This is a genomic window from Streptomyces viridochromogenes, assembly GCF_001270495.1.
Lineage (GTDB): Bacteria > Actinomycetota > Actinomycetes > Streptomycetales > Streptomycetaceae > Streptomyces > Streptomyces viridochromogenes_A.
In genome coordinates this window covers 1-22,486 of sequence record NZ_LGUR01000270.1, presented here as the reverse complement: position 1 = coordinate 22,486, position 22,486 = coordinate 1, and the positions used below count along the sequence as shown (strand labels likewise).

The 22,486-nt window shown below is 70.6% G+C and carries 19 protein-coding genes and 1 pseudogene; 6 read left to right on the top strand and 14 right to left on the bottom strand.

The features are described from left to right. Positions 1-311 precede the first annotated feature (311 nt). Complete coding sequence (locus ADK36_RS44885) at positions 312-2,579, top strand: MMPL family transporter (RefSeq protein WP_048582573.1); 2,268 nt, start codon at positions 312-314, stop codon at positions 2,577-2,579. Between the two features lie 65 nt (positions 2,580-2,644). Here ADK36_RS44885 and ADK36_RS44880 read toward each other — a convergent pair whose 3' ends face one another. After that, positions 2,645-2,965 (bottom strand): hypothetical protein, encoded by a 321-nt coding sequence (locus tag ADK36_RS44880; RefSeq protein WP_159029184.1) that lies wholly within the window; start codon positions 2,963-2,965, stop codon positions 2,645-2,647. 283 nt (positions 2,966-3,248) lie between these two features. Here ADK36_RS44880 and ADK36_RS44875 point away from each other — a divergent pair, with 283 nt between their 5' ends. Then, the gene (locus ADK36_RS44875) at positions 3,249-4,136 is read left to right on the top strand and encodes a zinc metalloprotease (RefSeq protein WP_234330112.1); all 888 of its coding nucleotides are present in this window, start codon (positions 3,249-3,251) and stop codon (positions 4,134-4,136) included. Between the two features lie 16 nt (positions 4,137-4,152). Here ADK36_RS44875 and ADK36_RS44870 read toward each other — a convergent pair. The 5 genes and pseudogenes from ADK36_RS44870 to ADK36_RS44850 all read right to left on the bottom strand — a co-directional run bounded on the left by ADK36_RS44870 (position 4,153) and on the right by ADK36_RS44850 (position 9,565). Beyond that, positions 4,153-5,437, bottom strand: a pseudogene (locus ADK36_RS44870) (glycosyltransferase). Beyond that, complete coding sequence (gene erm / locus ADK36_RS44865) at positions 5,434-6,222, bottom strand: ErmE/ErmH/ErmO/ErmR family 23S rRNA (adenine(2058)-N(6))-methyltransferase (RefSeq protein WP_048582569.1); 789 nt, start codon at positions 6,220-6,222, stop codon at positions 5,434-5,436. Before erm ends, ADK36_RS44870 begins: the two are co-directional and overlap by 4 nt. A gap of 291 nt (positions 6,223-6,513) precedes the next feature. Continuing rightward, entirely contained in the window at positions 6,514-7,800 is a 1,287-nt protein-coding gene (locus ADK36_RS44860) for an ABC transporter substrate-binding protein (protein ID WP_048582568.1), read from the bottom strand. After that, on the bottom strand, positions 7,800-8,633 hold the full coding sequence (locus tag ADK36_RS44855) for a carbohydrate ABC transporter permease (RefSeq protein ID WP_048582567.1): 834 nt from the start codon (positions 8,631-8,633) through the stop codon (positions 7,800-7,802). Before ADK36_RS44855 ends, ADK36_RS44860 begins: the two co-directional genes overlap by 1 nt. Beyond that, positions 8,630-9,565, bottom strand: coding sequence for a carbohydrate ABC transporter permease (locus ADK36_RS44850; protein ID WP_078916310.1), 936 nt, complete (start codon positions 9,563-9,565; stop codon positions 8,630-8,632). The genes ADK36_RS44855 and ADK36_RS44850 overlap by 4 nt, the downstream gene beginning before the upstream one ends. A gap of 218 nt (positions 9,566-9,783) precedes the next feature. On the opposite strand from ADK36_RS44850, the gene ADK36_RS44845 reads away from it, so the two are divergent. Then, positions 9,784-10,647 carry a phosphotransferase enzyme family protein gene (locus tag ADK36_RS44845; protein WP_048582565.1) on the top strand — a complete coding sequence of 288 codons (864 nt, stop codon included), beginning with the start codon at positions 9,784-9,786 and terminating at the stop codon, positions 10,645-10,647. A gap of 203 nt (positions 10,648-10,850) precedes the next feature. On the opposite strand, the gene ADK36_RS44840 is transcribed toward ADK36_RS44845, so the two are convergent. The 3 genes from ADK36_RS44840 to ADK36_RS44830 all read right to left on the bottom strand — a co-directional run bounded on the left by ADK36_RS44840 (position 10,851) and on the right by ADK36_RS44830 (position 13,508). Beyond that, a complete protein-coding gene (locus tag ADK36_RS44840; RefSeq protein WP_048582564.1) occupies positions 10,851-11,690 on the bottom strand; it encodes a DUF1206 domain-containing protein in 840 nt (279 codons plus the stop codon). 113 nt (positions 11,691-11,803) lie between these two features. After that, positions 11,804-12,448: a DNA alkylation repair protein gene (locus ADK36_RS44835; RefSeq protein ID WP_234330113.1), complete on the bottom strand. Its 645-nt coding sequence runs from the start codon at positions 12,446-12,448 to the stop codon at positions 11,804-11,806. A 154-nt stretch (positions 12,449-12,602) separates the two neighbouring features. After that, positions 12,603-13,508 (bottom strand): LysR family transcriptional regulator, encoded by a 906-nt coding sequence (locus ADK36_RS44830; protein ID WP_048582562.1) that lies wholly within the window; start codon positions 13,506-13,508, stop codon positions 12,603-12,605. 92 nt (positions 13,509-13,600) lie between these two features. Here ADK36_RS44830 and ADK36_RS44825 point away from each other — a divergent pair, with 92 nt between their 5' ends. Beyond that, positions 13,601-14,620: a DMT family transporter gene (locus ADK36_RS44825; protein ID WP_048582561.1), complete on the top strand. Its 1,020-nt coding sequence runs from the start codon at positions 13,601-13,603 to the stop codon at positions 14,618-14,620. After that, positions 14,566-15,108 (top strand): YbaK/EbsC family protein, encoded by a 543-nt coding sequence (locus ADK36_RS44820; protein ID WP_048582560.1) that lies wholly within the window; start codon positions 14,566-14,568, stop codon positions 15,106-15,108. The genes ADK36_RS44825 and ADK36_RS44820 overlap by 55 nt, the downstream gene beginning before the upstream one ends. Before the next feature lie 72 nt (positions 15,109-15,180). Here the strand turns inward: ADK36_RS44820 and ADK36_RS44815 are convergent, their stop codons facing one another. The 4 genes from ADK36_RS44815 to ADK36_RS44800 all read right to left on the bottom strand — a co-directional run bounded on the left by ADK36_RS44815 (position 15,181) and on the right by ADK36_RS44800 (position 19,557). After that, entirely contained in the window at positions 15,181-15,903 is a 723-nt protein-coding gene (locus ADK36_RS44815; RefSeq protein WP_048582559.1) for a 3'-5' exonuclease, read from the bottom strand. 115 nt (positions 15,904-16,018) lie between these two features. After that, complete coding sequence (locus ADK36_RS44810) at positions 16,019-17,257, bottom strand: SAV2148 family HEPN domain-containing protein (RefSeq protein WP_048582558.1); 1,239 nt, start codon at positions 17,255-17,257, stop codon at positions 16,019-16,021. Between the two features lie 102 nt (positions 17,258-17,359). Next, positions 17,360-18,688: a copper amine oxidase gene (locus tag ADK36_RS44805; RefSeq protein ID WP_048582557.1), complete on the bottom strand. Its 1,329-nt coding sequence runs from the start codon at positions 18,686-18,688 to the stop codon at positions 17,360-17,362. A 56-nt stretch (positions 18,689-18,744) separates the two neighbouring features. Further along, entirely contained in the window at positions 18,745-19,557 is an 813-nt protein-coding gene (locus ADK36_RS44800; RefSeq protein ID WP_053201670.1) for a hypothetical protein, read from the bottom strand. A gap of 181 nt (positions 19,558-19,738) precedes the next feature. Here ADK36_RS44800 and glgX point away from each other — a divergent pair, with 181 nt between their 5' ends. Continuing rightward, on the top strand, positions 19,739-21,880 hold the full coding sequence (glgX, locus tag ADK36_RS44795) for a glycogen debranching protein GlgX (protein ID WP_048582648.1): 2,142 nt from the start codon (positions 19,739-19,741) through the stop codon (positions 21,878-21,880). Here glgX and ADK36_RS44790 read toward each other — a convergent pair. Next, positions 21,877-22,486: MFS transporter (locus tag ADK36_RS44790; RefSeq protein ID WP_159391266.1), on the bottom strand; the 610-nt coding region annotated here is incomplete at its 5' end. The two genes, glgX and ADK36_RS44790, sit on opposite strands and share 4 nt — an antisense overlap.

Here is a 22,486-nt window from a genome sequence, read left to right as displayed (position 1 = left end):
GCGCGGCCGTCGTGCCCCGTGGGGGTGGGCACGACGACCTGGAGCCGTAAGTTACTTACCGGTCAGCATGAAGCACAACCAAATCCCCATGATCCTTTACTCCTCGTCCCCGATCTTCACCCCCGACGCGGACCGGTAGATGTAAGGGACCCCCATCCTCCCCAGTGGGGAGGACCCGGTGGCCAGGGGGATGAGTTTCCGCCGCCGCACTTCACCGGGGAGCACGATGAGATGGCTTTATCCGGCCCATACCTTCGAAACGAAAGGGGGCGGCAGGGGGCCGCCACCGCAATCAAGGGGGCAAGCCCGTCATGGGGAACGGAGACACACGTGTGCGGGGACTCGCCGCCCGCGCAGGCGGCTGGAGCGCCCGCCACCGATGGGCTGCCGTCGGCATCTGGGTGCTGTTCGTCGTCCTGGCGATGGGGCTCGGCTCGGCGGCGGGCCGGGTCGACGTCAAGGACAGCGACCAGCTGAAGGGCGAGACACACACCGCGGCCAAGATCGTCGAGGACGCGGGGATCGAGGAGCCTGCCAGCGAGACCGTCCTGATCCAGGCGAAGGACGGCGGCCTCAAGGCCACGGACGCCGAGTTCAGGTCGGCGGTCACCGCGGTCGTGAAGGCGGTCGAGGGCACCGGCAAGGTCACGGACGTGACATCGCCGTACGACACCCGGACGATCTCCAAGGACGGCCGCAGCGCGCTGGTGCAGTTCGACATCCGCGGCGAGTCCGACACCGCGGGTGAGCGCGTGGAGCCGGTGCTGAAGGCCGTCGAGGACGTCCAGAAGGACCACGAGTCGCTGCGGATCGAGGAGATCGGCGGCGCGAGCATGATGAAGACGTTCGACGACGCCTTCGGGGACGACTTCCAGAAGGCCGAGTACTCCGCGGTGCCCGTGGCCCTCGGCATTCTGCTCATCGCCTTCGGCGCGCTGGTGGCGGCCCTGCTGCCGGTGCTGCTTGCGGTCACCGCGATCATGGCGACGATGGGTCTGATGGGCATCGTCAGCCACGTCATGCCGATGAGCGACACGGCGAACTCCGTGATGCTGCTGGTCGGTCTGGCCGTCGGCGTCGACTACTGCCTGTTCTATCTGCGCCGTGAGCGCGAGGAGCGCGAGGCCGGGCGGGACGCCCAGACCGCGCTGAGGGTCGCCGCCGCCACCAGCGGCCGCGCGATCATCGTCTCCGGTGTCACGGTGTGCGTGGCGATGGCGGGCATGCTGTTCACCGGGCTCGCCGAGTTCGAGGCGATGGGCCTGGCCTCGCTGATGGTCGTGGCGGTCGCCATGGTCGGGTCGGTGACCGTCCTGCCGGCGCTGCTGTCGCTGCTGGGCGAGCGGGTCGAGAAGGGCAAGATCCCCTTCCTGCACCCGCAGAGCAAGCTCCGCCGCAACCGGGGGCGCGGCAACCGCGAGAGCCGGTTCTGGACGGCCGTACTGAAGGGCGTGCTCGCCCGGCCGGTCATCTCGGTCGCGGTCGCGGCCGGTGCGCTGCTCGCCATCGCGGCCCCCGCGCTCGGCATGAAGACCCAGAACCTCACGCTGGACCAGGAGTTCGGCGACTCACTGCCCATCGTGCAGACGTACAACCGCCTCAACGAGGCCTTCCCCGGCGGCTCCGACCCGGCCGAGGTCGTCGTCAAGGCCGACGACATCAACGCCCCCGAGGTGAAGTCCGCGCTCGCCGACTTCCGTGAGCGGGCGATCAGTTCGGGTGCCTCCCGCGGCCCGGTGGAGATCAAACTGCACGACGAGCAGAACATCGCCTTCGTGTACGTCCCGCTGGTCGGCGGCTCCGACCTCGACAAGGCGGGCGCGAGCCTGGACAAGCTGCGGGACGAGGTCCGCCCGGTCACGCTCGGCAAGGTGGACGGCGTCGAGGCGCCGGTCACCGGACAGGTCGCCGGTTCGAAGGACTTCAACGACCAGCTGGCCGGAGCGGTCATCCCGGTCTTCGCGTTCGTCGTCGTCTTCGCCTTCGGTCTGATGCTGCTGTCGTTCCGCTCGCTGACGATCGCCGTCACGTCGATCGTGCTCAACCTGCTGTCGGTGGGCGCCGCGTACGGCATCCTCGTCGCCGTCTTCCAGCACGGCTGGGGCGCGTCCCTGGTGGGCGCGGAGGGTGTCGGCGCCATCATCACCTGGCTGCCGCTGTTCCTCTTCGTGATCCTGTTCGGCCTGTCGATGGACTACCACGTGTTCGTGGTCTCCCGGATCCGCGAGGCGCGCCTGCGGGGCCGTACGACGAAGGACGCGATCCAGCACGGCGTGGTCACCACGGCCGGGGTCGTCACCAGCGCCGCGGTCATCATGGTCGCCGTGTTCGCGATCTTCGGCACGCTGTCCATGCAGTCCATGAAGCAGATGGGCGTCGGCCTCGCGGCCGCGGTCCTCATCGACGCGACGATCATCCGGGGCGTGCTGCTCCCGGCGGTGATGGCGCTGCTGGGTGAGCGCAACTGGTACCTGCCGAAGTGGCTGAACCGGCTGCCGGACCTGACGCACGACGAGGCGCCCGAGGCCGTGACCCGCAAGTCGGCTCGGGACGACGAGGGCGAGCGGGTGCCTGTCTGACCCGGCCTGCCCTCAGCACGGGGCCCGTCGACTCCGGGGGAGCCGACGGGCCCTCGCGTGTGCCCTCAGCTCGTGATGCGCCGCACCTCCAGCACGTCCTCGTCGCAGCGCACGATCTCCAACTCCCGGTCCGGGCGGGCTCCTTCGAAGGTGAGCGAGATCCGTCCCGCCGGCCCGAGGCGCCAGCGACCGGGTACGGCGTCGGGAGCGTCGCCGCGTCCCAGGGGATGGTCGACGAACGCGCCATCGGGTGCGAACTCCATACCGCGACGCCCTCGGGCCGGTGGGAACGGGTAGTCGTCGGGCCGGTACACCCGCACGTCGCCGTGGTCCTCCTCGTAGGAGTGGAACCAGGAACGGAACAGGCCCGGCGGAGGCTCTCGCATGACCCCGGCCACCTCGCTCACCGCAAGCGCGGACATCGCCGCGCTGCTCAAAAATTGCCGCTCTTCTCCGTGAATGTCTACGATTATCAGTGTATGGGTCGAGGGGCAGCGGGCAACCGACCCTTCCGTCCGGCATCGCCCAGCCCCGCAGCGCGCGTCCGACGCGCGGTTCCGCAGCCGTGTGCGCGGCAAGTCCAACACCCTTCAGAGGGGCGCAGCCATGTCCGATGCCCAGTCCTATCTCCGCGCCGCTTCAGCCGATTACAGCCATTGGTGCGGTGCCATGGAAGTGAACCGCCGACTGCTGACGCTCAACCCCGAGTACGCCGGCAACCGTGCGCAGATCGAGAACACCGCGTTCAGCTACGAGTCACAGCGGCGCGAGGCCGCCCGGCAGGGCGTCGTCGACCTTCCCGTCGTCGTGCACGTGGTGCACAACACGCCCGAGCAGAATGTCAGCGACGCCCAGGTCCACAGTCAGATCGCCGTCCTGAACCAGGACTTCCGCGCCGCGAACCCCGATGTCAGCAAGGTGCCGGAGGTATGGCGGGACCTGGTGGCCGACGCGCGCATCCAGTTCCATCTCGCCCAGACCGATCCGCTGGGCCGGCCGACGAACGGCATCACGCGGACGCAGGCCTCGAGCAGGGACTGGGGCACGGACGATCTGGTCAAGTTCAGCATGAGCGGAGGCCGGGACGCCTGGCCCGCGGACGTCTACCTGAACATCTGGGTCTGCCAGCTGCGTCGCGGTCTGCTGGGCTACGCCCAGTTCCCGGGCGGCGCCGCCTCCACGGACGGCGTGGTCATCACGCACAGCGCCTTCGGCACGACCGGCACGGCCGCCGCGCCGTTCGACGGCGGCCGTACGGCCGTGCACGAGATCGGGCACTGGCTCAACCTGCGCCACATCTGGGGTGACGACGACGAGGGATGCAGCGGCAGCGACTTCGTGGCCGACACCCCCAACCAGGCGGGGCCCAACCTCGGTTCGCCGCGCTTCCCGAGTATGACGTGCGGCAACGGCCCGGACGGGGACATGTTCATGAACTACATGGACTACACGGACGACGCCGCGATGTTCATGTTCACCAAGGGGCAGTCGGCGCGCATGGACGCCACCCTCGACAACGCGCGCCTGTCCCTCAGCCGCCAGGCCGTCACGGTGTGACGGTCCCGGATCCCGGCTACCCGCGCCGAGCCGGCAGTTCGGCCTCGATGAGATCGGCGGCCCGGCGCGTCCCGCCCTCCCGGCCCATCTCCGCCTGAATGTCCTTCAGCCGCCCGGCGACCTCGGAGTTGTCCACGAGCGCGAGTGCCGTCTCCCGCAGGACCTCGGCAGTGGCTTCCTCCGTCGGGACGTGCCGGGCCACGCCGAGCGCCTGGAGCATGTCGGCGTTGCCGAACTGGTCCACGGCCTGCGGTACGGCGATCATCGGGGTGGCCGTGGCCAGACCCTCCTGGCTGCCACCGGCGCCGGCATGGGTGACGAACAGGTCGGCCTGCTTCAGGATCGCCAACTGCGGTACCCAGGTGCGCACTTCGACGTTCGCCGGTACGTCTCCCAGGTCGGCCGGATCGACGTGCCGGCCGACCTGCAACACCAGATGCCAGCCCGGCAGGTCGCCGAAGGCCTTCACGCACTCCCGGTAGAAGGCCGGCTGCTTGGTGAAGGCCGACCCGAGGGAGACGAGTACGACCTTCTCGGCGCCGGCCGGGCGCCGCCAGTCGCCCTCCGAGGTGCGGTCGGCCTGGCAGGCGCCGACGAAGGAGTGGACGGCCTCGTCGACCCGGTCGGCGTTCGGCTGGAGCGCCTTCGGGATCAGGACGAGGGAACGGTCGGGACGGCCCGCGAACGGATCGGGGTGCTGGGTGATGCCGTTCTCCTCCAGCCACGTCTGGAAGCGCTCGTAGTAGGCCCGGCCGCGTTCGGTCTTCTTCGGCTCCTCCCACATCGGCTCGGAGACCTCCTGCTCGTACCCCTCCCAGGCGACGAGGCACGGCGACAGCGAGATCGCGGGCACGCCCCAGCGGTGGGCGAGGACACGGGCCGGGTACGAGGCGATGTCGTGCAGGACGAGGTCCGGCTCGTCCCCCTCGTACGCCTCGATCAGCTGCGGGAGGGCCTGGATCGCGTCGGCCAGGAACGGCTCGACGTTGTCCAGCAGGGTGCTCCCCCAGGCCTCCGGATCGGCGTCGGGGCCCGGCAGCGTGGAGTGCCACGGCTTGGGCTCGGCGCCGGTGTCGGCGACCTTCTCGACGAAGGCCGGGGGAATCGCGTACGTGACCCGGTGCCCGCGCGCCACGAGCTCGCGGATCACTTCGAGGCTGGGGTTCACGTGACCGTGGGCGGCGATGGAGAACATGGCGATGTGAGCAGGACTGGTCATGCAGCCGACCCTAAGCGAGACGATACGTCTCGTGCAACACGGTTTCACGTACGACCCGTTTTCTCGTGCGACCCGGTCTCATGACCCCCGCACCGCCAGCGCCTCGTGCAGCCTCAGCCACGCCCCCGGCGGCACCTCGCCGACGAGGACCCTCGCGTCGAGGCGTGCCGCACGGAACGCCGCGTCGACCCGCCGCCTCGCGTGGGCCCGGCACAACGACGCGCGCAGCGAGCCGCCCACCCCGGAGAAGCCCAGCTCGACCAGGTTCCGCCAGCCCGCGTACGCGGCGGCGTCGAGCAGCGGGGTGCGGCGCCGCTCGATCCGTACGATCCCCGCGTCCACGCGGGGCACGGGCCGGAAACTGTGCCGCCCGACACGGCCGACCAGCCGCCACTCGTAGCGGGGCCAGGTCAGGACCGTGAGCCGACTCCAACTGCCGTAGTCACCCGTGCGTTTGCGGGCGTATTCAAGCTGGGTGAGGAGGGTGGCGTCGGTGAGGTCGGGCGCCCGCAGGCACCAGTCGACGATGGCGGCGGTGCGGGAGAAGGGCACGTTCCCCGCGACGGAGAACGGTGTGCGCGGGGGTCGTGCGGCGAGGAAGTCCTCGTCGATGACGTGGACCTGAGGCGTGTGCGAGAAGCGCGTACGCAGCGCCGGAACGAGCCGCGGGTCGATCTCGTAGGCGAGTAGGCGTCGACAGCGCGGGGCGAGCAGCTCGGTCAACGCGCCTTTTCCGGCGCCGACTTCGAGCAGCAGGGGTGCCTGGCGTCCGTGCGGTACAGCCTGCCGGGCGAGCTGTCCGGCGGCGGCGCGGTCGGCGAGGAAGTTCTGGGAGAGCGCGCGGGATACGCGGGTGGGGCGGGCCATGGCCTGCGGTCCTTGTCTTCCGTGGAGAGGGAGGAGGGCAGACGAAGGCCCTGACCGGAAGACAGAGAAAGAACGAGGAGTTGCGGGCCGCGACGGATCGGCGGATGCCGATCGGCGGATCAGCGGGCGTGGCTCCCCGGGCCGGTCAGGGCTCCGGGGCCGCGGCGCATCCGTACGGAGTGCGCGTAGCCCCGGCCGTGACCGGAGATGCAGATCGCGTTGTTCGCTGCCACGGACGGCACGCTAGGCGTGGCCGGGTGACGCGGGCAACCGAATTACGTCGGCCTCGCGTCAGCGCTGGTAGCGGGCGAGCACCAGGTTCCCGTCGTCCTCCAGGCGTTCATGCAGCTCGCCGAGCCCGATGGCTCCGCTGTAGTACTCCTGGAAGGCCGGTGTGGCGACCTTGTCCTTCCACTCTGGATAGCCCCGCACGGACTGCGCGGGCGCCGACCGCAGATGCGCGGCGAGGGCGGTGCCGGTGGCCCAGTCGTTCTCGGCCGTGTGCAGGGCCGGGTCCTTCAGGGCCCGGGTCCCGGTCGGCAGCATCCAGTCGCCCAGCGCCAGCCGGACCATGTTCCCGGGCCGGAGCAGGAAGTCGATGAACTCGGCGGCCTCCCGCTGGTGCGGGCTGTCCTCGGCGATGGACAGGGTCTGCGGACTGACGCCCTGGGCGAGCCCGTCGGCGCCCGCCGGGGCGGGCAGCACCTGCCAGTCGAAGCCCTTCGGCGCCTGCTGCACGATCTGCTGGCGGTACGAGAAGCCGAGCGGGACCATCGCGTAACGGCCGCCGAAGAAGCCGGGCAACGTGTCCGAGCCGCCGCTGCCCAGGGTGGTGGGCGACGCGCTGCGGTCGGCGTTGACCTGGTCGTGGACGGTGCGCGGCATCACCTCGTCACCCGTCTCGAAGCGCACGGTCACCTTGCCGTCGGCGCCTCGGTGGAAGAGCTGTCCGCCGGCCGACAGCGACAGGTTGAGGGAGGCGGAGACGGGCTCCTTGAGCGGCCAGGCGACGCCGTACCTGCCGTCCCCGCTCAGCTCCTCGGTGACCTTCCGGAACTCGGCCCAGCTCCAGGGCTGTTCGGGGGTGGGGACGCGTACGCCCGCCTCCTTCAGCCACTTCGCGTTGGCGATGAGCACCCGCGGCTCCTGGAGGAACGGCACCCCGTAGATCCGGCCGTCGAAGGTCGCCGTGTCCCAACTGCGCCGGGGGATGTCGGACTTGAGCCGTTGGGGCAGCAGGTCGGTCAGATCGGCGAGGTAGCCGCCGTACGCGAAGTCCGCGAGGTCGTCCGAGGCGTCGTGGATGATGTCGGGGGCCTCACCGCCCTCGAAGGAGGTGAGCAGCTGGTCGTGGACGCTGTCCCAGCTTCCCTGGACATACTCGACCTTGACGTCCGGATGGGTCGCGTTCCACTCCTTCACCAGCTCCTTGTTGACCTCGACCGACTCCTCCTGCCAGGCCAGGGACTGGAAGCGCAGGGTGATCCTGCCGTCGGAACCGCCGCCGTCGTCGCCGCCGCATCCGGCGAGCAGCAGGGCCATGGGCAGAACCAGGGCCGTCAGAAGTCTCGTACGCATCAGCTCTTCACCGCCCCGGTGAGCATGCCGCCTGTGATCCGCCGCTGGATGACCGCGAACACGACCAGTGAGGGCAGCGTCGCGAGGAACGCGGCGGCGGCCAGCGGGCCGAGGTCCGCGACCCCCTCCGCGCCGATGAAGTGGGTGAGGACGACCGGCAGGGTCTGTTTCTCCGGCGTCTTCAGCAGGACGAGCGCGAAGAAGAACTCGTTCCACGCCGTGACGAACGCGAACAGCGCCGTCGCCACGATCCCCGGCGCCAGCAGCGGCGCGGTCACCGACACCAGCGTCCGCACCCGCCCCGCCCCGTCGACCGCCGCCGCCTCCTCCAGCTCGGGCGGCACGGCACGGACGTACCCGACGAGCATCCACAGCGCGAACGGCAGCGCCCAGACCACGTACACCATGATCAGTCCCGGCACCGAGTTGATCAGCCGCAGGTTCTTCAGCACCAGGAACAGCGGGATGATCAGCAGCACCAGCGGGAACGCCTGGCTGACGACCACCCAGCCGGTCGCCGCGCGCGCGAGCGGGGTGCGGCGGCGGGCCATGACGTACGCCATCGGGGTCGCGAGCAGTACGGCGATCAGCGCGGCGCCGAGCGCGGCGATCAGGGAGTTGAGCGCGGCGTGCAGCAGGGGCTGCTCGTCGAAGGCCTGGCGGAAGTTGGCGAGGGTGGGGTCCTTCGGGATCCAGGTGGGGTGCAGACTGCCCAGCTCGCGCGGGGGTTTGAAGGCGGTGGAGATCAGCCAGAGGAAGGGGAGGGCGAGGAAGAGGAGGTAGGCGAGCAGGGCGAGGTACTGGCCGGCGCGGCCGGTTCGGCTGGTCCTCACGCCTCGTCACCTCCCTTGAGACGGCCGGCCAGGAACACGGCGAGGAGTATCGAGATCACCGCGACCATCACGCATCCCATGGCCGCCGCGTAGCCGAACTGGCCGTAGCGGAAGGCCTCTTCGTAGGCGAAGAGCATGGGCAGCCGGGTGCGGCCGCCGGGGCCGCCGCTGGTCAGTACGTAGACCAGGGCGAAGGAGTTGAAGTTCCAGATCAGGTTGAGGGCCGTGATGGCGAGGGCGACCGGCCGGAGGGCGGGCCAGGTGACGGTGCGGAAGCGGCGCCAGGCGCCGGCGCCGTCCACGGCCGCCGCCTCGTGCAGTTCGCGCGGGGTGTTCTGCAGTCCGGCGAGCAGGGCGACCGTGGTGGTCGGCATCCCCGCCCAGACACCCACGACGATCACGGCGGGCAGGGCGGTGCCGAGCCCACTGAGCCAGTCGCGGCCGTCGCCGAGGCCCAGGTCGCGGATCGTCTCGTTGAGGATGCCCGCGTCGGGGTTGTAGACCAGCCGCCACATGACGCCGACGACGACCTCGGGCATGGCCCAGGGGACGATCGCGAGGGCGCGGGCCAGCCAGCGCAGCCGCAGATCCTGGTTGAGGAGGAGGGCGAGGCCGAGCGCCAGCAGGAACTGCGGCACGGTGACCCCGACGGCCCAGACCAGGCCGATCCGGAACGACTCCCAGAACAGCGTGTCGTGCAGCAGATCCCGGAAGTTGAGACCGCCGATCCACTGGGTGGGCTGGGTCCGTCCGGACTGGGCGTCGGTGAAGGACAGCAGAATTCCGTAGAGCAGTGGTCCGACGCTCAGGATCAGGATCGGGATCAGCGCGGGGAGCACGAGGAACCAGGCACCGTGATCCGTGACGCGCCGCCGTCCCTTCGGGTCGGGCGCAGGTCTCACCGCCCTCTCCGCCTCGGTCACCGATGTCACGGAATCAGCCCCTTTTGCACGGCTCGGGTGGGCCCCGTCATGGTCGTGAAGGCGCCGTACCCCGTCAAGGCCGCGCGCACGCGGTCCGACCTGTGGAAATGCGAGACTGACCGGCGGGTGGCGAGAACTGGACACCCTCGATACGGATCAAGGACGCCACCGGTACGGATCATTAGGTATCGATGTGGGACAGGCCGGGCGGGACACGGAGGCGGACGATGGACGAGGTGCGGGCACGGGACGTACTGACCGAGGCGGCGGTACTGCCCGTTTCGGCGCGGGACGCGCGACTGCTCGCGCTGGGCGAGAACGCGGTGTTCGCCGCCGGTGACCTGGTCGTCAAGGTGGGCCGCGACGCCGAACTCCTGGGCCGCGCGCGGCGCGAACTGGACATCGCGGAGTGGCTGGCCGAGGCGGGCGTGCCGGCCGTGCGGGCCGCCGAGCCGAAGGCCCTGCTGGTGGAGGGGCACCCGGTGACCGTGTGGCACCGGCTGCCCGATCCCGTACGGCCCGCCGAGCCACGGGATTTGGCCGAACTGCTACGGGTCGTGCACGCCCTGCCCACGCCCTCGTTCGATCTGCCGGCCCGTGAGTTGCTGGGTGGCGTGGAGCGGTGGCTGCGGCTCGCGGGGGACGCGGTCGACCCGGCGGACGCGGCGTATCTGCGGGAGCGGCGGGACGGCTTCGCGGCGGCCGCTGCGGGGCTGACCCCTCAGCTGCCGCCGGGGCCGATCCATGGGGATGCGCTGCCGCGCAATGTGCATGTCGGGCCGGACGGGCCGGTGCTGGTGGATCTGGAGACCTTCTCGGCCGATCTGCGCGAGCACGACCTGGTGGTCATGGCGCTCTCGCGTGACCGGTACGGGTTGCCCGCGGCGGCCTACCAGTCGTTTGTCGAGACGTACGGCTGGGATGTGCGGGAGTGGGAGGGGTGCTCGGTGCTGCGCGGGGCACGGGAGACGGCGAGTTGCGCTTGGGTCGCCCAGCATGCGCCGAGCAACCCGAAGGCGTTGGCGGAGTTCGAGCGGCGGGTGGCGTCATTGCGGGAGGGGGACGAGACGGTGCGGTGGTATCCGTTCTGAGTGGGCTGAGTGGGGGCCGAGCGGGCTCTGCGCGGGCCGAGCAGACCGAGCGGGCTCCGCGCGGACCGAGCGGGCTCCGCGCGGGCTGAGCGGACCGAGCGGGCTCCGCGCAGACCGAGCGGGCTCCGCGCGGGCTAAGCGGACCGAGCGGGACGGTTCCCGCAGCTGTCCGGCCCGTTCGGACGCGGCTCAGCCCTGTCAGCTCAGACCCGTCGCCAGCGGGCCATGGCGAAGGAGAACACGCCGAACAGCACCAGCCCGGCCGCGACGCAGACCAGCAGCCAGGGGCCGAGGGGGGTGTCGGCGAAGGTGCGCAGGGTGTCGTCCAGCCCCTTGGCCCGGTCGGGTTCGTAGGCGATGGCCGCGCGGACGGCGAAGACGCCGGCCACGGCGAACACCAGCCCCCGGGCGGCGCCGCCGGCCACGCCGGTGACGTCCACCAGCTGCCGTGTCCGGTGGCTCATCTGCCCGAGCCTGAGCTTGTCGTGGTACTTGCGCAGGATGGCCCGTACGACGATCCAGCCACCGGCCACGACTACGGCGATCCCGGCCGCGCCGACCAGCCACTGGCCGGCGGGTAGCTCCAGGGCCCGGGCGGTGGCGTCCCGGGACTGCTGGTCGCTGGATCCGCCGCCGCTCTGGTTCCGGCTCGCCGCGAACGACAGCACGGAGTAGGCGACGAAGACGTAGAACGCGAAGCGGACGGTCGCCAGCAGCCGCTTGGACGCGCTGCGGCCGTCCCGCCCGACGGAGCCGAAGAGCGCCTCGGACAGCCGCCACAGGGCCATGCCGACCAGTCCGATGCCCAGCGCCCACAGCAGCACCGCGCCGAACGGCTTCTGCGACAGTTCCGCCAGGGCCCCGCCGCGGTCGGCCTGTTCGCTCGTGTCGCCGAAGGCGACCTGAATCGCCAGCGCGCCGACGAGCAGATAGATCACTCCCCGGGCGGCCAGCCCGGCCCGCGCCGCCCCCTCGGTGACCGAACCCCGCGCCGCCCGCCGGGCCCGGAAACGTCCGGCCCCTGCCCGCACACTCAAGTCCATGCAGACCTCCCGGCAATCCGAATGCCCCGGCTCGGCCGCCACACACACGGCCGCACGGTCCGACCGTCGGTCAGGGAGTCACGCGCCTGCCGTTCACCCTGCTGTTCACCCTGCTATTCACCGCCCTGTCGGCGCACCATCTCGGTGATCCAGACGGGCGCGAACGGCGATGTGCAGCCCGGGGAAGTCGGGTAGTCCTTGAGCACCTCCAGGCGCTCACCGATGGCGAGGGCACGGGTGCGGTGCTCGGCGTGCTCGATGCCGATCTGCGCCAGGCAGTGGTTCATCGCCCATTGCAGGCGCTCCGGGGCGTCCTTCATCTCCGCCTCGATGACGTCGAGCAGTCCGGGGAGGTCGAGGCCCTCCGGCTTCTTCGCGACGCGTTCGGTGGTCAGCGCCCAGCCGGCACTGGCGACCACGGGATCCGGATCGGCGAACCAGGCCCACCGCAGCTCTTCGGAGTGCGGGCTCTTCTTGACCACGTAGTTCACGAGCCAGTCGTGCACCTTGGGTGTGCGCGCCTCGCGGACCATCGTGTCCAGCTCGGCACGTGTGAACGCCTTCGGGCGGCAGATCAGCAGCGCCAGCAGCCTGGCCGCGGTGTCGTCCGTCTCCCAGAGCCGGCGCGCGAGGTCCTGCTGCGTCTTCAGCCGCTTGGCGAGCGCGCGCAGCTTGCCGAGGTTCACGCCGTGATCGTCACCGTGCTTCTCGTTCACCGCGCGGATCTTGGGGTCGTCGAGCTCGGCCAGTTCGGCCATCACCTCGGCCACCGTCGTCTCAGCCACCGTCGTCCCGGTCAGCGCCGTCTCGGCCACCTCGGTCTCCTGTCCCTCACACGGCGTCCCACGGGGTGTTTCAGCCTACGAGCCTACGGCGAAAACCGGCCGCCCGATCCGACGGCCCTGACAGCCCTCACGGCCCTGCGTTCTGGATGCCCCGCGCGGCTCGGCGCAGCTCCGTGAGGACGGTGCGGACCGCTGTGCGGGCCGTGCGTTCGGGGCGGTAGAGCGCGTCGATGTGGCGCCTCGCCTGGACCCCGCTCAGTGGTTTCAGGACCAGAGCCGGATGCGGGCGCATCGTCCAGCGGGGCATCAGGGCGATACCGCCACCGGCCGCCACGGCCTCGGCCACCACCGCGAACTCGTTGATGCGGTGAGCGAGGTGCGGGCGGCGCCCGGCCGCGGCGGCGATGGCTTCGATGACGGCCAGGACCGGGAAACCGTCATGCACCGCGATCCACGGCTGGTCGGCCACGTCGCGCGGGGTGACCCGGCTCTCGGCGGCCAGCGGGTGATCGGCGGGCATGGCCACATCGAGCGGCTCGCGCAGCAGCGTCGTCCTGGCCACCGTGTCCGGCCAGGGCGGGGCGTGGTCCAGCCGGTGGGCGAGCACGACGTCGTACTCCCGGGTGAGGCGCGGGAAGTCCTCCTGCGGTACGTCCTCGTCGGCGAGCCTCACCACCGGACCGCCCGGCCCGGCGAGCGCGCGGAGCAACAACGGGAAGAACGCGGCGCCCGCGCTGTGGAACGCCGCCACCGACACCTCCCCGTCCGGCTGCCCGACGAACTCCTCGACGGCGTGCCGTGCCCGCGCGAGCGCCGTCTCCACCTCCACGGCCGCCCCGGCCAGCGCCTGGCCGGCGTCGGTGAGCACCAGCCGGCGCCCCTGACGCTCGGTGAGCGGTACCGGGATCGCGCGTTGCAGCAGCCGTAGCTGCTGGGAGATCGCCGACGGTGTCACCAGCAGCGCCTCGGCGACCGCCGTGACACTGCCCAGTTCGCCGAGCTCCCGCAGGATCCGCAGCTGCCGTTCGTCCATCGCCTCAGTGTAGGGACGATGTAGTGCCACTAAATGATCGTTTTAGAAAGTGGTACTGGGCTTCATGGACGCGGCCGGTGCACCGTAGGCGGGTGTCCGACGTTCGCCGTACCGATGCGGTACTCCTCCTTGTCGCGCTCGTCTGGGGTTCCAGCTATCTGTCCGCCCAGACGGCCACCGCCGCGCTCCCCGTCCTGCTGGTGCTCTTCGCCCGCTACGCCCTCTCCGCGTTCGCCTGTCTCGGCGTGGTCACCTCCCGGCGGCGCGGGTCGCGCCGGTGGACGCGTGACGAGTTGCGAGCCGGTGTGCCCCTGGGTGTGACCCAGGCGGCGGTCCTGGCCGTGGAGACGTACGGTGTCGCCCACACCAGCGCCGCCAACGCCGGTCTCATCATCAGCCTGACCATCGTCCTCACCCCTCTCCTCGACCGCGGCGGCCGCCGCGGCGCGCTGCCCGGGTCCTTCTTCGCTGCGACCGGCGTGTGCGTTCTGGCCGTCGGGCTGCTGATGTCCGGCAACGGCTTCGACGCGCCGCGCCTCGGCGATCTGCTGATGCTCGGCGCCGCGCTGATCCGGGCCGTGCATGTCGCGCTCGTCGGACGCTTCACCACGGGACGGCAGATCCGCCCGCTGCACCTGACAACCGTGCAGACCCTCGTCGGCACGGCCCTGTTCCTGCCGGTCGCGGCCCTCGACCTGCCGACGCTGGTCCATGCCGACCCGGCGACCTGGGCCCAGCTCGTCTATCTCGCCCTGTTCTGCAGCGTGTTCGCCTTCCTGGCCCAGACCTGGGCCGTGCAGCGCACCTCCGCCAGCCGGGCCAGTCTGCTGCTGGGCACCGAGCCGGTGTGGGCCGTCGCGGTGGGAGTGGCCCTCGGCGGCGACCACCTCACCCCGCTCACCGGTCTCGGGGCGGCCCTGCTGATCGCCGGCACGTACTGGGGCCAGGCGGTGGAACGGGCGCACCGCGGCGCACCGGAACCGCGACTCCCCTCGCCCCACAACTCGCCCGACACCCCGCCCGACACCTCGGCCCACCCTCTCGACAAGGACTCCGCATGTCCGACCACACCCACGACGGCAGCGCCCACCACGACACTTACGACCACCTGATCTCGCTGCTCGACGCCTCCTCCGTCGGCTACCGCCTGATCGACCACGCCCCCGAAGGCGCCACCGAAGCCGTCTGCGCGCTGCGTGGGCACCCGGCCTCCGAGGCGGCGAAGTGCATCGTGCTGCGGGTCAAGGTGGACCGACGCACGACACGTCACGTCCTCGCGGTCGTCCTCGGGGACCGCCGGGTGGACCTGGACGCCGTCCGGGCGCTGTTCGACGCGCGCTACGTCGGCTTCAGCGACCCGGGGACCGCCGAGCGGCTGGCTCGCGCCGTCCCCGGCACGGTCCTGCCGTTCAGCTTCGATCCTGACCTCGAACTCGTCGCCGACCCGGATGTCGTGGCCCAGCCGAAGCTGTACTTCAACGCGGCCCGCCTCGATCGCTCACTGCTCATCTCGGGAGCGGACTACGAACGGCTGGCCGCGCCCCGCATCGAGCGCATCGCGGCGCCGGCGACCCGGGCGGTCGCCTCGCCCCAGCTGTGAGGGAGGGCGCTGCGAGAGGTCCCCAGGCAGCACGCGGCGCCCTGTTCGCCCGTGCGCCTGTCCCGGTGGGACTCAGACCGTCTCCCCCGCCGGCTCCCTGAGCGGCCACGTGCCGTCGACCACCGCCGTCGCGTCGCCCTTGCGGCGCAGGAAGTTCTGGAAGTCCGCCGCCCACTCGGCGTACCACTCGATCTGGCGGCGGTGCAGCTCCGCCGGGCCGAGGGCCGCGATCTTGGGGTGGCGGTCGCCTATCGCACAGGCCAGCCGGGCAGCGGCGAGGGCGTCGGCTGAGGCGTCGTGGGCGGTGTCGAGTGCGATGCCGTACTCCCGGCAGACCGCTTCGAGGTTGCGCTTGCCGCGGCGGTAGCGGTCGGCCCAGCGGTCGATGGTGTACGGGTCGACGACGGGGGCGGGCTCCTGGCCGCCCAGCCGGTCACGCAGGGACGGCAGTCCGTACCGCCGCAGTTCGGCGGAGAGCAGGCTCAGGTCGAAGGCCGCGTTGTAGGCGACGACCGGCACGCCCGTCTTCCAGTACGCCACGAGGACGTCCGCGACGGCGTCCGCCACCTGGTCGGCCGGACGGCCTTCGGCGGCCGCGCGCTCATTGCTGATGCCGTGGACGGCGACCGCGTCCGCCGGGATCTCCACGCCCGGATCGGCCAGCCACTCCTTGTGCCCTATCGGCTGCCCGTCCCTGACCTCGATCACGGCCGCGGTGACGATGCGCGCCTCGCGCGGATCGGTCCCGGTCGTCTCCAGGTCGAAGCCGATCAGCAGCTCACGGTGCCAGCCCATGGGCGGTCCCCCTTCTTGGTGGTGCGTTCCCCCAGTGGTCCCCACCTTCCCATGGGCCACTGACAATCAGAGGACCGTGTTCCGCTTAGCCCACGGGACCGCTCAGGACACGGGGTCAGGACACCGGTCGCGAATCCGCCCACATGAGCTCGAACTCCTCGCGATACGTAGGGAAAAGTCCGCTCTCATCCATCTCGTCCGACTTGACCACCCTGCTGCCGTTGCGCAGCACGAGGACCGGCGCCTCCAGCCCGCGCATCCGCCGCAGATAGGTCTGCACGACCGCGATGCCGTCGGAGCCGTCGCCGTCCACGAGGTAGGCCGTGAAGCGGGGTGTGTCGTCGAAGACCTGGATCTCGAACGCCCCCGGGTCACGCAGCCGGGACCGCACCCGGCGCATGTGCAGGATGTTCATCTCGACGGCGCGGCTCAACTCGCCGCGCTTGATACCGAGTTCGCGCTCGCGTCGCTTGACGGCGCTGGAGGCCGGGTTCAGGAACAGCAGCCGCACCCGGCAGCCGGACTCGGCGAGCCGCACCAGGCGGCGGCCGGAGAAGTTCTGCACGAGCAGGTTGAGGCCGATGCCGATGGCGTCGAGCCGGCGCGCGCCGCCGAAGATGTCCTCGGCCGGGAACTGGCGCAGCAGCCGCACCCGGTCGGGGTGCACGGCGACCACGTCGGCGTACCGGTCGCCGACCAGGTCCTCGACGGCGTCGATGGGAAGCCGACGCGCGGACGGGACGTCGCCGCCCGCGCCGAGGATCTCCAGCAGGCGGGCCGAGGCACGCTCGGCCTGGTTGAGGACCGCCTCGGACAGGGCGCGGTTGCGCGAGACGACGTTCCGGGTCACTTCGAGCTCGTCCAGGGCGAGTTCGACGTCCCGGCGGTCGTCGACGTACGGCTCGAAGCAGGGCCAGTGCTGCACCATCAGCTCGCGCAGCTGCGGCAGGGTGAGAAAGCTGAGGACGTTGTCGTCGGCCGGGTCCAGCAAGTAGCCCTTGCGGCGGCTGACTTCGCGTACGGCGACCGCGCGCTGCACCCATTCCTGGCCGGCCGGTCCGGCCGCCGCCACCACCCACTCGTCGCCGTGGACGGGTTCGTAGATGGGACGCAGAACAGCGGCCACGACCGCGCGTAGCCGCTGTTCGACGAGGTTCAGCCAGATGTAGGCCCGGCCGGCTCGCTGGGCGCGGGTGCGCACCTCGAGCCAGGCCCCGGTGTCCCAGTCCAGCTCCGGGCCGATGGAGCTGGTCTCCATCGGCCTGGCCAGGGACACCGCGCCGGGCGGGACGTCTGCGGAGTTCCCCTCGTGACCCTCGTCACCAGGGGGCAACTCCAGCCCTCCCGAGCCCACCCGCGCACCGCCTTCCGCTCCCCCGAGCACTCCCCGTCCCAACGATCAAGGAAGGGTACTCCGGGAGCGGTGGGCGGTGCAGCCGGATGGACAGGTCGTTTCTCAACTGTCCCGGCCGACGTGCCCGTTGATGCCCTTGAGGTCGGCCGGAGTGAGCGGATTCATAGCGGTCACGTCACGCGGGGCGATCGAGAAGCCCTGCCAGTGGACCGGCATCGGCTGCTGGTCCTCGTCCCGCACGATGTGGTGGAAGCCCACGTTCATCCACACCACGGGGTGGGTGAGGGACTGCCCGTTGACCCACTTGTCGACGTCCTTGGGGTGTCCGGCACCGCAGGCGCCCAGGTTGCCGCTCGCGTACTGCTCGCACTTGTTGTACTCGGTGAAGTACACGTCGTGGTTGGTGAAGGAACGGCCCGGGAACTTGGTCGTGGCGCCGGGCACGAGCTCGTACGAGCGCGCGTGCCCGTCCTTGTTCTTGCCCGTCGCGCTGACCACCCGCCACCAGCGCATGTTCTTGGCGTCGCCCGCGAGTTCCTTGGTGACCTTCGTGAGCGTCGTCTTGTTGGTCGGCCCCTGGTCGCCCCGGGCCGGGCTGACCTTCGAGTCGTACTGCTCGACCCGGGTCTTGGAGGAGCCGTCGAGGCCGAAGTCGAGCCGCCAGAAGACGTTGTGGCTGTGGCTGTCGGCGTAGTCCTTGGCGCCCTTGCCGATGGGCCAGCCGCGGCCGTCACCGGCGTCGTAGTCCTCGGGGGCGAGGCTGCCGGTGGCGCCGACGTTCATGGTGAGGGTGCCGTCGTCCTGGAACCGCCACTCGGTGATGTACTCGTACCAGCTCACCTTGTTGATGGTGTAGAGCAGCAGGTCCTTGCCCTGGGCCTGGTAGGTCTTGCCGATGTTCCCGTTCGGCGGTTCGGTCTGCAGGTGGTACGCGTGGCCGCGGGACCGGGTCGTGGCGCACAGGCCCTTGACGTTCTGGGAGTTGGAGTACATGGGCTCGCGGACCTTGACGGTCTTGATGGTGCCGCCCGGGCATTCCGCGGGCTTCATGTTCAGCAGGCCGTTGCCGAAGTTGTACTCCGTCACGTCGTTGAACTCGGAGTCGCCGTCGTCGTACGGCACATGGATCTGGGCCAGCTTGGCGCTGTTGAGGACCTTGATCGGCTTGGCCTCGCCGGGCGGCTGGTAGGAGATGTCCTCCAGGACGACACCGGACGTGCCGTTGAAGCGCCAGCACATGCGCCAGGTGGTGCCGGTGGAGAGCTTCTGCTCGATGCGGTAGGCCGCGCTGCAGTTGGGGGCCGGGGCGGCGGCCGCCTTCGGCTGGGCGGCGGCCGGCCCCGCTCCGGTCGTCGCGCCGGCGGCCAGCGCGGCCAGGGACAGGCCCAGGGCCGCCCGCCTGCGGGCACGGCTCATTCTGTTGACGCGCATGAAGAGGTGACTCCCTTACAGGAGGTGCAAAGTTGGAAAAGTGAACGGAGGTCGGCTCAGCCGAGGCGGATCACCTTGCGGGCGCTCAGGTCGATCACGAAGTCCCGGGTGTCGACCCATGGGCCGTTCTTGATCTTCGGGAACAGTCGGGTGCAGCGGTGCTCGCCGCACTTCTCGACCGACGCCGACCCGCCCGGAGCGGCCCGGTACACCATGCTGCTCAGCTGCAGTTGGTCCGGGGAGGTGAGTTCCTTGCCCGTGGCGTCCTTGTAGTCCGCCTTCAGATCCGCGCCCAGCGGGTCGGCGATCAGCAGCTTGGCGGCCTCGGTCTGCTCGGCGAGGCTCAGCGGCGGCTGCACGCCGTGCTGGGTGGCGGTCCGCTCGACCTTGCCCGTGTCCAGGTTCACGGTCCTGGTGACGAGGGTGTCGTCCTGGTAGTCGTAGACCGTCACGTCGGCACGCCGGGGCGCGCTCGCGTCGTCGACCTCGTCGGCCTCCGGCTCGGCCAGCTGGACGTCGATCCGCTGCGGACCGCGCGCACCCCTGACGTTCTCGCTGCGGTCGACCAGCTGCCGGTTCACCGCGAGCTTCTCGACCCGCGCGATCTCGTCGTCGGTCAGCGGATCGTTGCCCTTGCCGCGATCGCCCTCGGCCGGCGCCTCTTCGACCACACCGGGCTGTACGGCGGCGGCGCCGTTCTGCCCCTGAGCCGACTGCTGGGTGGACTGGCCACCGCTGTCGGCCCCTCCCGTTGTGTCAGCCCCCGCCGTGCCCGGCAGGGTGATTCCGATCATCACGGCGGTTCCGGCCACCGCGATGGCCGCACCGGCCACCACCTTGCCCAGATGGCGGTGCACTATCTCGCGCACATCTTCCCCTTACTCCCCCAACATCCCCGGGAGTACGTGTTTGCCCCACTGGTTCGGCATACCGCGTATGCACTGGTCGACCGGTAAGAGGGACGTAAGTCATAGGTGGTTCCATCACTTTCGGGGAGACTCGACGTCAAGGCGCCCCCGACGGCGCGCTCCAGCTGAAAGAGTCGTGTTCATGCAGGTCTGGCCTGGAGAGGCATACCCACTCGGTGCCACCTACGACGGCGCCGGCACCAACTTCGCGGTCTTCACGGAGGCCGCGGACCGAGTAGAGCTGTGTCTGCTGCACGACGACGGCTCGGAGACGGCGGTGGAACTGCGGGAGAGCGACGCCTTCGTGCGGCACGCGTACGTGCCGGGCGTCATGCCGGGGCAGCGGTACGGCCTGCGGGTGCACGGCCCGTACGCCCCGGAGCGCGGTCTGCGCTGCAATTCGGCGAAGCTGCTGCTCGACCCGTACGCCAAGGCGATCAGTGGCTCGATCCGCTGGGGCGAGGAGGTGTACGGCTACCACTTCGACAAACCCGACAAGCGCAACGACCTGGACTCCGCGCCGCACACGATGTCGTCGGTCGTGGTGAACCCCTACTTCGACTGGGGCGACGACCGGCGGCCGCGCACCGAGTACCACCACACGGTGATCTACGAGGCCCATGTGAAGGGCCTCACGATGCGGCACCCGGGGCTGCCCGAGGAACTGCGCGGCACCTACGCCGCCCTCGCGCACCCGGCGGTCATCGAGCACCTCACCGAGCTGGGTGTGACGGCGCTGGAGCTGATGCCCGTGCACCAGTTCGTGAACGACCACCGCCTGGTCGACATGGGCCTGAACAACTACTGGGGCTACAACACGATCGGCTTCTTCGCCCCGCACAACGCGTACGCCTCCTGGGGCGACCGCGGCCAGCAGGTCCTGGAGTTCAAGTCGGCGGTGCGGGCGTTGCACGAGGCCGGTATCGAGGTCATCCTCGACGTGGTCTACAACCACACCGCCGAGGGCAACCACCTGGGCCCCACCCTGTCCTTCCGGGGCCTGGACAACCCGCAGTACTACCGGCTCACGGACGACCCGCGCTACTACATGGACACCACCGGGACCGGGAACTCGCTGCTCATGCGGTCCCCGCACGTCCTGCAGCTGATCATGGACTCGCTGCGGTACTGGGTCACCGAGATGCACGTCGACGGCTTCCGCTTCGACCTCGCGGCCACCCTGGCCCGGCAGTTCCACGAGGTGGACCGGCTGTCGTCGTTCTTCGACCTGGTGCAGCAGGACCCGGTGGTCTCCCAGGTGAAACTGATCGCCGAGCCGTGGGACGTGGGCGAGGGCGGCTACCAGGTGGGCAACTTCCCGCCGCTGTGGACCGAGTGGAACGGCAAGTACCGCGACACGGTGCGGGACCTGTGGCGCGGCGAGCCGCGGGCACTGGCGGAGTTCGCGTCCCGGCTGACGGGCTCCTCCGATCTCTACCAGGACGACGGGCGACGGCCTCTGGCCTCCATCAACTTCGTCACCTGCCACGACGGCTTCACGCTGCACGACCTCGTCTCGTACAACGACAAGCACAACCATGCCAACGGCGAGGACAACCGGGACGGCGAGAGCCACAACCGCTCCTGGAACTGCGGGGCGGAGGGCGAGACCGACGATCCGGGCGTCCTGGAGCTGCGCGCCCGCCAGATGCGCAACTTCATCGCCACGCTGATGCTCTCCCAGGGCGTGCCGATGCTCAGCCACGGCGACGAGTTCGCGCGCACGCAGCGCGGCAACAACAACGCCTACTGCCAGGACAGCGAGCTGGCGTGGGTGAACTGGCTCGACCCCGAGGAGGGAGCCGAGGGGCGCGCCGACGGGAACAACAACGGGCTGCTCGCCTTCACGCGCGCGATGGTGTGGCTGCGGCGGGACCATCCGGTCTTCCGCAGGCGGCGCTTCTTCCACGGCCGCCCCGTGGAGGGGACTCACGACGACCTGTCGGACATCGCCTGGTTCACTCCGCAGGGCAAGGAGATGACCCAGCGGGACTGGGACCGGGCGCAGGCGTCGGCGCTTACGGTGTTCCTCAACGGCAACGCGATCTCGGAGCCGGGCGCGCGCGGAGAACGCATCGGAGACGACTCGTTCCTGCTGATGTTCAACGCCTCCCCGAAGACCCTCGACTTCGTCGTGCCGGTCAACCACGGCCGCCAGTGGCAGGTGGTCGTCGACACCGCCCGCGCGGACGGGGTGCCGCCAGGGACGGGAGCGAAGGTGCAGGCCGGGGAGCGGTTGACCTTGGTGGACCGCAGCATGGTGGTCTTGCAGCGGCCGGTCTAGGACGGCTCACCCGGCCGTGGGTCGGCTACACGCGCGTGGCGGTCCCTTTCGGCGGTGCGTCCGGTGTACGACTCCGGGCGCGCCGTCAGCGCGATCAGGCAGGCGAGCGCCGCGGCGAGGCTTCCCACCCCGAAGGCGGCCGCCGGGCCGTAGGACTCGGCGAGCCGGCCGGTGACGGCGACCGCCAGCGCCTGTCCGCCGACCAGTGCGCTCGTCGCCAGCGCCATCGCCTCGGCGAGCCGCGCGGGCGGCACCACGCGCTCGGTGAGCCCGAACACCGTGATGAGGTGCGGCGCGTAGGCGATGCCCAGGACGGTGACGGTGGCGTAGAGGGCGGTGAGGCTCTCCGTCCACAACAGAGGGAGAGACAGGGCGCACGCGGCCGCTGTGGCCGCCCGCCAGCGGGTGGTCAGCCCGAGGTGAGCGGGCACCGCGGCCATGGAGAGCCCGGCGACAGCGCTCATCACTCCCATGGCGGCGTACACGAGCCCTGCCTGATCCGGCTGTCCGAGCCGCTCGGTGAGGGCGGTGATGCCGGCTTGGCAGGCGCCGAACATGGCGCCTTGGAGGGCCAGGGCGGCTCGGAGGGGGTGGACCGAGCGGGGG